At 43.9% G+C, this 13007-nt stretch carries 9 protein-coding genes; 4 read left to right on the forward strand and 5 right to left on the reverse strand.

The window, feature by feature from the left end; genetic code table 11:
* Positions 1-61: 61 nt before the first annotated feature.
* Complete coding sequence (locus tag GS501_RS06470; RefSeq protein WP_160831034.1) at positions 62-967, reverse strand: glycosyltransferase; 906 nt, start codon at positions 965-967, stop codon at positions 62-64.
* 115 nt (positions 968-1082) lie between these two features.
* Positions 1083-2108: an ABC transporter substrate-binding protein gene (locus GS501_RS06475; RefSeq protein ID WP_160831035.1), complete on the reverse strand. Its 1026-nt coding sequence runs from the start codon at positions 2106-2108 to the stop codon at positions 1083-1085.
* Positions 2109-2219: 111 nt separating this feature from the next.
* Between GS501_RS06475 and GS501_RS06480 the strand changes: the two genes are divergently transcribed.
* From GS501_RS06480 to GS501_RS06495, 4 genes are all read left to right on the forward strand, one after another.
* Positions 2220-3023 (forward strand): ABC transporter ATP-binding protein, encoded by an 804-nt coding sequence (locus GS501_RS06480; RefSeq protein WP_160831036.1) that lies wholly within the window; start codon positions 2220-2222, stop codon positions 3021-3023.
* Complete coding sequence (locus GS501_RS06485) at positions 3020-3865, forward strand: ABC transporter permease (protein ID WP_160831037.1); 846 nt, start codon at positions 3020-3022, stop codon at positions 3863-3865. Before GS501_RS06480 ends, GS501_RS06485 begins: the two co-directional genes overlap by 4 nt.
* A 41-nt stretch (positions 3866-3906) precedes the next feature.
* Positions 3907-4806 (forward strand): TauD/TfdA family dioxygenase, encoded by a 900-nt coding sequence (locus GS501_RS06490; RefSeq protein ID WP_160831038.1) that lies wholly within the window; start codon positions 3907-3909, stop codon positions 4804-4806.
* A 120-nt stretch (positions 4807-4926) separates the two neighbouring features.
* Positions 4927-7380 carry a TonB-dependent receptor gene (locus tag GS501_RS06495; RefSeq protein ID WP_160831039.1) on the forward strand — a complete coding sequence of 818 codons (2454 nt, stop codon included), beginning with the start codon at positions 4927-4929 and terminating at the stop codon, positions 7378-7380.
* A 104-nt stretch (positions 7381-7484) separates the two neighbouring features.
* Here the strand turns inward: GS501_RS06495 and GS501_RS06500 are convergent, their stop codons facing one another.
* From GS501_RS06500 to GS501_RS06510, 3 genes are all read right to left on the reverse strand, one after another.
* The gene (locus GS501_RS06500) at positions 7485-8747 is read right to left on the reverse strand and encodes a mechanosensitive ion channel family protein (RefSeq protein WP_237442459.1); all 1263 of its coding nucleotides are present in this window, start codon (positions 8745-8747) and stop codon (positions 7485-7487) included.
* Between the two features lie 993 nt (positions 8748-9740).
* Positions 9741-11489, reverse strand: a complete 1749-nt coding sequence (locus GS501_RS06505) for an alginate export family protein (protein ID WP_160831041.1) — start codon at positions 11487-11489, stop codon at positions 9741-9743.
* A gap of 616 nt (positions 11490-12105) precedes the next feature.
* Positions 12106-12600, reverse strand: coding sequence for an RES family NAD+ phosphorylase (locus tag GS501_RS06510; protein ID WP_160831042.1), 495 nt, complete (start codon positions 12598-12600; stop codon positions 12106-12108).
* Positions 12601-13007: the final 407 nt, after the last annotated feature.

Below are 13007 nucleotides of genomic sequence, written 5' to 3' on the forward strand. Positions count from 1 at the left end.
ACACAAAAACAGGTGTTGTAAACTCATATCGCACGAGATTCTTCTAACAGCCGCTCTTCTATCACATACGTTCCATTACTGACCACATACTTCCACAAAAAATCTGTGGAAGTATCTCTATAACCTCCTCTCGAACACTCATATAAGCGTGCTTATACCGCTCTAAATAAGGGTTTCCCTTCTCAAGAACGTTCCCATTCATCCATGGTTTCGAGGGGCCAATAAAATGACATATCGCTATGTCATCCTTACTTTTCGTAAAGTCTTCCCGTATTTCTGAGAAGAAATCTTCTCCCTGGGCGTTAAAAAATTCCATTTGAAAGTTCCAGCGTATAGAAAAGAAGTGCAAGTCATGCTGAAACACAAAATTCAAAATGGACTCATCATGAGAATCCCATTTTTTAGGAAGAAGATCGATACAAAGATCTGCCTCTTCACGTGATATTTTTTCATTATTGAAGACCATAAGGCCACTATTAAACATATTCTTAGGATTTTTAATGCCGACTACATTTCGAGCATATGCCCTAAAATTATGCATATCTCCATACCGTTCATTATTTCGGAAAAAACAATGAACACCCCCCATTTTCTTCTCAGAGGGGAAATTATCAATAAGTTTTAGAACATCATCTAAAACCAAAACATCACTATCGATCGCAATAACCTTCTTATAAACAGAAAAATATTTTGGGATAAAAACAGTATAGAAAATTTCTGGATATTTATGTTCTTTATGAGAAATTCCATCTAAAGCTTTAGAGAAGTTAATCAATGAAATTCCACAATTATGTTTCAGAACATATTTTTCAATGAACGATACAAGATGATGGTCAAAATCATTATGTAAAATAAATATTTCAATTCGCGATACATCGGAGACATTTTGTATTAAAGATTTAATTGTTACCAAAGCAGGAAGTACATAATTTTTACTAAACGACATCACAATTGGCACTGTTTCCATAATATCGATCCCCTACAACAATATTGCGAGTAGTAAAAACTATCCCTTTTAGGCTAGGCGCGACCCATACCATAAAAACACCCGCTTACCCAGGAGCAAATTCTCTTATAATCCTCTATAAATGATACGGGTTTAACCTGTTCGTAAAAACGATAGAAGGAGACAGCGACGCAGTCGCCATATCTCCTCGTGCGGCATACCACGGCTGAAAACGCTTGAAATCCTCACCTGACAAAACACCACCACGCGTTGCAACACTGCACGCTGACCAATAATGTACTGGCAATGTACTTTCTCCACGCCGGCGCTGGTGAATGATCGACGTCATAAGCTTGACCACCTCAGCCACAGGCGCTTGCTGGCACCAAACAATCGCCCGTGTAGAGGCCTGCACAAAGTGCGCCGCTTCTTGTGGGTATTCCTGCATATAGCTGTTTCTTAGAATGACACTATCCTCATTGCAGATCCCATATAAATCAACATCGCGCACAATTTCGCGAATACCTCCACAGCTTAGAGTTTCATCACGAAAAAAGGTTGATGCCACCAACGCATCCACACGCCCATGACGAAGCGCTGCCTCTCCCAGAGAGGAAGGCACCGCAACGATAGTAATCTGATCACGTTCTTCCTTGCTGAGGCCCTTGACTTGTAAATATTGATCTACAAAACATTCGGAACTTCCCCGTAACGTATTCATACCTATGGAACGCCCTATTAAATCGCGCGCCGTATGAATGGGTGAATGATCACGCACCAAAAGCCCTGAGCATTCCTTATCATTTGTACCTTCATACGAAAAAACTGCTTTAAAAGGCGCTCCTACGCCCACCATCTTCATGATGGCCCCGTTAAAAGCACTGGCAAATTCCGTATTGCCTGTGATGGCCGCCTGTAAATCTTGCGGGCCACTACTCACATTGCCAACCCATTGAAGACGTAATGGCGCCATATATCCCAGCGCCTCCGCTAGTTCAGGGAACAAAACCGTTCCTGCCCATCCCTGGTACCGTATTACCCCAGCTATAGCAGGATCACTCTTTAATGGTTGTGCGGCATGAGCCCTGTGACGCGCCCACTTCAAACCGGCGACAGCCCCCGCGCCCAGCACAAAACGCCGTGAGAGGTTTGGATATCGCATAACAGCTCCTCAAAATTGTTACGATATAAAAAACTTGACTCATTCGTTGTTATATAAAATTACTAATTTGTCACGTTGATTTAATATTAAACGAATCCAATCGGTAATAAAATGTCTCTCTCAGCTGCTCCCATCTCTAAACTTTGCCTACGTCAGCTCAGTAAAAGCTTCCCACGCTCGAACGCGCCTACCGAAACAGTAGAAGTCCTGCGCGGGCTCAATCTTGATATTCAGGCGGGTGAGTTTGTAGTCATTGTCGGCCCTAGCGGCTGCGGGAAATCTACCTTGCTCGACCTTCTGGCAGGCCTCGAAACCCCTTCGCACGGCAACATCTTTTTAGATGGGAATCCCGCTGGACCTCCTGGGAAACAACGCTCTGTCGTTTTCCAAAATTACGCTTTACTTCCATGGAAGACTGCTTTTGAGAACGTCTCTTTTGCGCTCAAAACGGCACCACTTACCCAAAAAGAAAAACGTGAGAAAACACTTAATGCGCTCTCTCTCGTTGGGCTCTCTCACGCTACTGACCGCTATCCTCATCACCTCTCTGGAGGGATGAAACAACGTGTCGCTATTGCACGCTCTCTTGTCGTGGAACCTGATGTTCTTCTCATGGATGAACCTTTTGCCGCCCTTGATGCTCAAACACGGGAAATCCTGCAAGAGGAAGTACGCGCCCTATGGCAGCGGAACCACACCACGATCATCTTCATCACTCACGATATTGATGAAGCTCTTATTCTCGGACAACGGGTCATCATTATGAATGCCCATCCTGGTACCATTCAATCAGACATTACGCTCCCATTTCAAAGCTGTTTACGCACAGAAGAAATCCGTAACTCCCCAGAATATGCCCGCTTACGTACGACTATTCGCACCTCACTCCTGCCAAAAAGGATATTAAACGCATGACGACGTCCCATGCCGGTTTTGTTGAAACGCCACCTCCTGCTCCATCCCAAACAACTCAAAAAAAATGCCTTGTCCTCTCACTCCCCCATCTTGCCTATCCGCCACCCCTTAAAGGCGCCACAGGGATTGCGGCGGTTGCATTATTATGGGAGATCCTCCCCCGAACCGGAGTAGTAGATCCCCTCTTTGTCCCGCCACTTTCCAGTGTGCTGCATGCACTGTTCCAAGAAGCGCAAAGCGGTCAACTCCTCACACATGCATCCGCTAGTATAGAACGCGTTATCCCAGGACTCTTATTGGCCATTATCGGAGCGATCCCAGCAGGACTTTTCTTCGGATCTTCAAAAACATTACGTCAATTTCTCAGCCCTCTTATTGAAATTTTCCGTAATACCTCAGCATTAGCTCTTTTACCTGTCTTCACCCTTCTCTTAGGCATTGGAGAAGCGTCCAAAATAACCATGGTCTTCTACGCTGCAGCATGGCCGATTTTTCTATCAACCATTAACGGCCTTAACGGCGTGGACCCGGTTCTCATTAAAGCAGGTCGTTCCTTAGGGTTAACGAAAACGGGATTATTTCTCCACATTATTCTACCTGCAGCTGTTCCGTCTATTTTCACAGGTATTCGTCTCGCCTCTGCCGCGTCATTGCTTGTGCTTGTTGCCGCAGAAATGGTCGGATCACGCGCAGGCTTAGGGTATCTCGTCAATGCTTCTCAGCTCGACTTCGATATTCCTCAAATGTACGCCGGCATTCTCACCTTATCGATTATCGGCGGCTTGACAAATCTACTGCTTTTACGTGTCGAACGCCGCCTTTTGTCATGGCAGCATGCATAATTTTTTCATCATTGATAACACGCTTATAAGGATTTCTTCCCATGTCGAACACAACATCCGCCTCCCTCAACACGACATCCACCCTCTATATTCAACGCGTTTCTGGCGCCTTAGGCGCTGAAGTAAAGGGCATCCGCCTGTCTGAGGACTTATCTGTAAACGTCATCTCAGCCATTGAGGAAGCCGCTTATAAGCACAAAGTTCTTTTCTTCCGAAATCAGAACCATCTGAATGACTCATCCCAAGAACGCTTCGCTGCTCGCTTTGGGAACCTGATCTCTCACCCCACCATCCCACATGAGACCAATACACAGGCCGTCTTTGCTGTAGATAGCAAACAAGGAGGAACAGCCGATAGCTGGCATGCAGATTTCACCTTTATCCCTAATTATCCCAAATTTTCCATCCTACGTGCTGTCATTATTCCTGAGGTTGGAGGCAGTACCCTTTGGGCGAATACAGCAAAAGCCTATGCAACACTGCCCTCTGCGCTCAAGCTTTTTGCCAATGCGCTTTGGGGCATACACTCCAATATCTACGATTACGCGACACATCACGTCAGTATTTCTGAGAAAGAAAAACATTATCGAAAAATTTTTCGCTCCTCTATTTATCGCACTCTACACCCCTTTGTACGGGTACACCCTGTAACAGGAGAGCACTCGCTGCTCCTTGGGCATTTTTTAAATTATTTCGAGAGTATCAGTCTCGCAGACAGCCGTAAAATTATTGATCTCTTCAATACCCATGCCACCCAAGTAGAAAATACTATCCGCTGGAATTGGCAGCCAGGAGACGTCGCCCTATGGGACAATCAAACAACCATCCATCGTGCTGTAAATGATTTTGGCAATGCGGAACGCGTCCTGCGCCGTAGCACAATTGAAGGGGATATCCCTACCAGCCTTGATGGACGTCAAAGCCAAGCACTTCTTCCTTAAAGAATATGACTAAGTAAAAGGGTATTACCACACGGTAATACCCTATCCTCCCCCTGTGCGTATCCCCCTTCTTCGCAACAAGCCAAGGAGAGAGCACAAACATGGCTAAGGATATTACGAATGAGTAACAAGTTTCTCCTTGCTCTTTTTTCTCTCACCGGAGAAACCTTATGCTGCGCAACAGGCTTTGCGGCTCCGAAACATCTTAATCGTGCTCCGCATCATCCAAAATCTGTTTCCGCCTCTACGACCGAACGATTAGTTGTCCGACTTGGCCCTATTCAACGTGCCGCACACACGATTGATAAAGAAACACGCGCCTTACAAAACGTTCCGCAGGCAGCAACGCGCATTGACCAACGACAACTCACCGCAGAGCATATTACCTCCCTACCCCAAGCGACACGCTTATTACCTTCAGTCCAGTTTAATATCTCCAACCCCCGCGTTTCTGGCATTAATATTAGAGGGCTTGGATCAACTGGTACAACACCAACAGACGGCATTGAAAGCGGTGTCGCCGTCACCATTGATGACGTCTATCGTGCACGCCCCGGCACCGCGTTAACAGACCTTCCTGACCTTAATGGAATCACTGTTTTACGCGGCCCTAGCGGTTCAGAAGGCGGAATGGTGACAACAGCAGGAAGCATCAATCTTACAACTACAGCACCAGATTTATTTGAACGACACATCAAGCTGGAAGCTGGAGCAGGAAACTACGATTATAATCGCTGGAATGTCCAAGCCTCCACCCCAATTATCCGTGACAAGCTTGCCGTGAGTGTCTCCGCTCTGGGCTACGGACATAGCGGATGGGTTAAAAACCGATCTGGTGGCGGCGATATCAACGGTATGACAAATCGCTCATTCAGGACGCAGATATTCTACAAACCAACTCATGAAATTTCCTTACGCATCATCGCTGATTACGCACATCTACGCCAAAATTGCTGCATAGCTGGCTTATATAGAGCGGATACCACTCAATTAAATGGCCATCCGATTGATGGGAACCTTATGCAGCGCTCTGCATGGGCACATTACATCCCTGTGACACCCTCTTCTAAACCTTATCTCTTGGACCGTGATTCCCTCACACAAGCCAATCAAGAAGATTCAGGGCTATCCGCTCACCTAGACTGGCATCATAACAATTTTACCTTATCTTCCATCACCGCTTATCGTTGGTGGAACTGGTATCCCCACAATGATGGAGATATGAACGGCATTGATGCTGAAACAGACTCACGCGTTAAAGTACACCAAAATCAATTTACACAAGAATTTCGTTTTAAGAGCAAATGGCGTTCCATTCTCGATTACCAAGTAGGAGCTTTTTATATGTGGCAAGAAAACCGTGTCTTTTCCGAAGATCATTACGGGACGGCTGCAGGAGCTTGGCTTGGGTATGGCACGCCCCTCTCACCCGTAGCGGGGGTGTCCACAGCACAAGCTACAGCCCTACTCAATAATTACCGCGTCCTCAGTTATGCTCAGCCTACAACAAACTATTATGCCGCTTACGCCCGAGGCACATGGCATATTACGCATACCCTCAGTCTCATTACTGGCGTGCGTTATAATTACGGAGCAAAAACAGGAGGCTACCACCAATGGGAGAGCACGCCTCTCTCCGCCTCAGCTGTTGGCTTATCTGCCAGTAAGGCGCAAAATGTCTGGGACACCTATGGCTCTAACAGCCGCTATAGTGCGCATCTTGATAACGGTTTTATTACCGGTGATTTTGCCATTCAATATCGTCCCACTCGCCATACGATGCTTTATGCACGCTATGGCCGTGGTGGAAAATCTGGCGGATTAAATCTAACGCCCTTAGCCATACAATCACTGCAAACAGGTGCACTCTCTCCCAACGTTGGAAAAGAAACAGATGATGCCTTCGAAGTCGGCTCTAAACAAGAATTCCTACAAGGCCGTCTTTTTTTTGACGTCGCGCTTTATCAGACAAATGACCATAATTATCAGGTCTCGACGACACGCTCTTTTCAGGGAGCCCTGCTATCGTCTCTCAGTAATGCCCCTAAAGTCCGTATTCGCGGGGCAGAAAGCGACATCCATTTCAGCCCCCTGCCGAACCTCATCACAACTCTTTCTGCTTCGTATAATGATGCACAATTCTTAAAATATACCACGAGCGCCCCTCCTGAGATCCCAACGGCAGGCCCATACAACCTCAACCATACGGCCATTCCATTTGTGCCACGCTGGTCTTTAGCGGTGAGCGCTCGATATGATCATCACATTAAACTCAAAAATATTGGCGTCTTTGATACCTATATTGGCGGTAGCTATAGCTACCACACACGCGAAAATACCTCTGCCAACAATTCAATTAATGCATGGGTCCCTGCTTATGGAACACTCAATCTAAATTTCGGCATCAAACCTCTCTCAGGGAAATGGGAACTGAGCGGGTTTATCAACAACGCCACCAACGTGCGCCACATCACACAAATCATACAAGGAAGCGGCATTTCTGCAGATGGGGCATGGTATGCCTATGTCACACAACCGCGCAGTTTCGGTTTTATCGCACGAGCCCGTTTTTAACGACAGCGTGCTGCATCACATAACTCTGCAATCAAGATGAGTTCTGTTATGAATTTTGAAACATCATAACAGAACTCATAAGCCCTATCTTTGATGATGCGGGATCACTCAGACGCCCCCTTTTTAACCAGCATCTTTTTTAAACGATCTAAGAAGCCCTGAGACGAATTATTCATTTTAGCGACATCAGCTTGCTCGGCTTTCGCCATCACCTCAATGGCATTCTTAACAGAAATTTCCAGCTCTTTTGCAAGTTCAGGGCTCTCGTCAATCACTTCTGCTAAATGCGCTGCATCTAATTGAAACCCATGCACAACACTCAACGCGCGAGCCGTTACATTATAAGGATGCCCTGTAATAAGAGCGACAACCCCCAAACTTTCCCCAGGGCCTAAAATATAATGCGTCTCTTCATTCATTCTCTTTTGGGGAATTGTTTTAACCGTTCCACTTGCAATGATAAAAAGCGATTTAGGCGCATCACCAGCTTGGAATAAAAACTGTCCCTCTCTTAATTCTATTGTTTGCATCACACGGGCAATTTTTTCTCTGCTTGCCACAGAAAGAGAACAAAAAAGCTCAGACCGAGTGAGCAATTCTGCTGGAGAAAGCAACCGGGCAGTCCATTCCTCTTGGGGATAAAGTTCTTTAACAGTGAGCGGAATACCAGAATGAAATAAATGACGCTGCACTTGAGAGAAAACCTCTGTACGCGCATCCACTAAATGACCGTAGCTAACAGCCGAAAAGCTGATCCGAAAGACAGTCCCATCCCCGGCCAGAGTCAAACAATCAATATAAGAGGCAGAAGGCGCATGAGATATATGGTGGCAACCATGCAAGGCTGCTTTGAGCACATTGATCACCCGCTCCACAGGGACGGCCGGATGCACACGAATATCTAATGTCTGGCTTGTCATAGGAGTGGGTAGACTCCGATTAATAAGTTGCGCCTTCGCCACCAAATTATTCGGAACAATAATTAAATTATGATCACTCCCCTGAAGATGGATTGATCTCCAATTTACCTGAACAACACGCCCGGATACCCCACTATCTAACGAAATCACATCTCCTAGGCGATATGGTTTCTCAATCCCAACCGCGATCCCTGAAAAAAGATCGGACAATGTACTTTGCAGAGCCAACCCAATAACAATGGCCACAATACCAGATGTGGCCACTAAGCCTTTAACGGGAACCTCACATAAAAAGGAAATGGCCAACACAACAAAAGAAGCAAAAATTAGACCAGATAATACATCCGAAAGAATTCTAACTTCATTGTGATCATTCTTACGATTAACAATAATCCGCACCAGAATGATCAAAGCTCGTGTCCCTGTCCACCATGCGGCCACAGACATAGCCAAAAAGAGACAGCGCTCCAGAACTGAGAAACTAGCAGGAGGATGAGAAATTGGTGTAATACCGTAAAAAAGTAAAATACCAAACAAAACAACCAAACATACACATTGTATAAGTAGCCTTATCCAACGCTGAAGACTAGAAAGATAAAAAATTTCCAGTAATGATAATATGAAAAATAAAATACCAATAATTATAAGAAAAAATTCAATATACATGTATCCATTCTCCAAATTTTTAACATTAATATTTTAATGTTTTAAAATTCAATATGATGTTGAACTGCCACATTGGCCAACAATGCCCTAGAAAGACGTGCCTAAACGATATTGATGAATAATAGCAATTCCGATCATCAGCAAAATCTACCCAACGCGCAATTAAGCAGACATTCGAAAACCGGTATAGGATCTTCAACAAAAAGACCCCACAGTCTCCTAAATCTTCCTCATTTAAGATCGGAATAATCAACCTATACCATGCTGCTTATAATTTATGTTTCTCCTATTCTCCTCCTAAAAACTAGAACAACCTCGCCCACTAACAACTGCGTAACAATGATGTGGTTTTGGAAAGAAATTGAGAAAACCAATCCAATTTTCTGATAAAAGCACCTTAGAAAGGTTCCAGAAACTCTCTCCATAACGAATCAAACAATGATGCTCATAAGGTAGCTCGACACTGTGTTAATATTGGAAATAATGCAAAAGAGCTTAGCTGGTGGCAAGCTCATAAAATTTACTAACAAACCCGATTCAACGTTCCCAGCAATCCTGAGTGGCATAAATACGTCGATTTACGAAAAGAAACCTCTCGATACCAGCAGATAAAACTCCCATGCACAACATCAATAATACACTCACCATCGTAAGATACACTCCCTATGCTGAGAAAGATTAGACAACTCTCGTTTAGTAGTAATCAGCAATCGAACGTGATATAAATTACAAATTAACAACAAAAATAAATAATAATTATATTATACACCTTCTTTAGTACGTTAGTGTTAAGTCAGATTGATAATAGGTAGCATTTTGTGCGCCAACGCGGTGCATATTATGTGATGTCATAAAACGCACAACATGCTGATCCCATGTTAAGTGTGGACCGAGTTTCAGCGCAACTTCAGCTTGAGGTGCCATCCCTACGTAAAAACCATGATCTCCCTCCGGATTATTAATCTGATTACCAAATACATTACGACCATAAATCGAATACGTATCGTCATGATGACTATAACGCCAATAAAATGGATATTTAAACTGGATCTGTAAATATTTCGTCGGCGAAAACCCAATTTTTGGTGCGAAATTGATAAGGTTTGACCCCGTCAAATAATTGGTTGGGTCAAGATAATTTGTATTTACCCCAAAAGGTTCAATATACGTATTTGTCGCAGATGTTGAGCCACGATCTCCTCCACCTGAATAAATATCCGTTTGGAAACCAAAAGAAGGATGCCACATCACATGACGGAAGTGATAATCAACCGTGCTGTTGATCGCAAACGCATTCACATTACGGTGTTTATCATCGTAATGAACTATATTCCGTCCATTAAATGCGCTCATATTCTGCTGGTGAAAAATACCTTGTTGATAAACACCCCCAAATGAAAAGCTAATTGGGCCTGCTTCACCATGCCAGCGCAGGCCAAAATTATTACGCGTTGTCGACCCCCATGCCGAAGGCTCAGACATGACAGTACTTTGTGCAGCTCCGCCGGCTAATTTATAACCATAGTAGAAGAGATTAAGAAACGAATATCCTTTTTCACCCATAAAAGAAAAATCAGGCGGTGCAATAGTAACATTCACACCATAAAGCCGTGTCGTATAATCCTCTGTATCACGAAAAGCTTGTGGAGCCCCTACTGGATGCTGATCTTTGGTTTTAACAAAATCAAATGCATCAATACGAACACGTTTCCAAATTTGATAGACACGAAACCCATTCCAACTCAACGGAACATTTAACACATCACGATTTCCGATCATGTAATCAGGCGCATCTAAAAACTGTTGTCGCCCAAAAATAAACCCACTATGCCCACCTAGTAAATTTGCACTAAATTCTACGAAAGCTTGTTGCGCATCGATATTTTTCCGAAACGTTCCATCATAACCATATGGTCGCCACCCACCAGCATCTGCATTAATCAGCTGCCCAAAGAATCGAACATGCTCACCTAAATGCAGATCGGCACTCCATAGATTTCGGACACCAAACCGCCCCGAGTGATTACGACGCTTCTCTCCGCCAATACCACCTACGTCTCCAGGAGGAGTTAACGCCCCAAAGACTGGATGTTGATCGTACCAATTTCGAATTTTTGTTTCACCTGCCAAGCTCAGCCATATTGAACCACTATCATTCAATTTCATATGCTTATACGCATCGAACGGATCATCTTTATCACAAGCTGACTTTACTCTACGCGTCCCTTCCATTCCTGCAGGGATTCCATATTGTGACTCTGGCCCAAAGCCTGTTTCACTGCCATCACCACGTGCAAATACGCCATAGGGACTATACGTTGCCGGATCATCCTTTGGCGTTGGAGGGCATCCCCCAGGAGCCGTATGCATAATTCGATCCAACAGCGAACGCTGAGGCGTTGTTGTCTCAACATGCAAAGGATCACCATTAGAAGCTGCATGAGCCGTCGCTGCACAGGCGGTTAATCCTGTTAGAATGATAGCCGGATAAAGAGCTGTTCGATTGGAAAAAAGTTGTCGCATGGTTCAAATTAACGCCTATTCTCATCACCTATCGATGAGAGAGACACCAGAATTTCTGACAATGTCTTGATGAAAATCAAAAGAAACAAATAAACACTTACAGAATAACTCTATAATTATAATATATTTTTCCTATAGAGGTCATGTTCATTCTTTTTTACAATCATTCTTTAATCGTTATATTTTAACAAAAAATAATCCACTTCCTTATACCTCACACACGATAATTTTTTACTTTTTCGCGAGATTTTAGGGAGATCTACAGATTTAATCCTCTTGTTATACTCTATAATATTATTTATAAATTTGTGAATTATTTCAATAAAATCTATAACATATCATTGATTTTGAAAAGTGATCTTTGATGCTTTGCCGCTACCATCACACATGGAGTTACATCCGGGTCTAAAAAGCGATTATTCTAGTATTATAATGTTTCGGCGAAAATGGACCAATGATCACCATCATCATTGGATTCTCACGCCACTCTCTTTTTTCAGTTTCCACATATAACAACTCATCATAAGGAGTAGTTTTCTAAACTATTCACAAAGTCACCTCACCACCAGAGTGATACCCCTTGAGGGCGTTCACTGAGAAAACTCGATATGGAATTTTAAAAGTTACAACGTACGCATGTGTTCTGAACACGCAGCGTCGGACTTCCGACAGAATTCCATTTAAATATTACAATATGCCAACGGGCAGGATTGCTGCGTGCCGTATAAATAAGTCCATCAGCACCATAGTCGCGTGCTTTATCTGATACCTTCCATGTGTATGGCACTATGCCTTGTTGTATTTGAGGTTTCCACGGCATATCAGAATCTGATTTTTTTAATCCTAATTTTTCACATATCATTTTATCTCGCATATCTATTACACAGGCATTCTGCAGTTCTAACGACCACAAAAATCTTGGTGGATCGTTGGGGCGAATGTAGCTTTCGATAGCCCGAAAAGCCCAATCAGGACGAGATGACATATAAATCGCGGCTTGCCCGTCGTGATGATAACGACCAACAGGTGAGGTTACACTTTGTAGTACATCAACTGGATCTTGTTGGCGCATAATTCGAAAGAATAGGCCAGATACGCGCTTCAGATGCATTTTCCCATGTATCATTCTAACCTGAATGCCGTAACCAGAGTTTGTTCAGCAAAACCTCTGTCCGCTATCCTAGCACGCCACAGTTCCAGCTTTAAACATAATATTCTGGCCGCTTCGCAATTTGTCCAGGCAAGAACGACGCGATAAGGTTCCACCAACTCGTGAGCGCGTTTATCGACTTGTTTTCTAATCAACGCAAATGCATGAGAACACGCTTCTTCATTACGCTAATCACAACGCTGCGCTTTAGGGAAACGATCTATCTTTTAAGGAAGAGGATACCCAAAAAACCGCAGTTTCTTATATGGTGCGCCCTGCTGGATTCGAACCAGCGACCCACAGCTTAGAAGGAAGCTATTCTTCTTTCCCATATCTTCTCATAGTATTTCATATACTGTCATAATTCC

This window comes from Saccharibacter sp. 17.LH.SD (genome assembly GCF_009834805.1).
Classification (GTDB): domain Bacteria; phylum Pseudomonadota; class Alphaproteobacteria; order Acetobacterales; family Acetobacteraceae; genus Saccharibacter.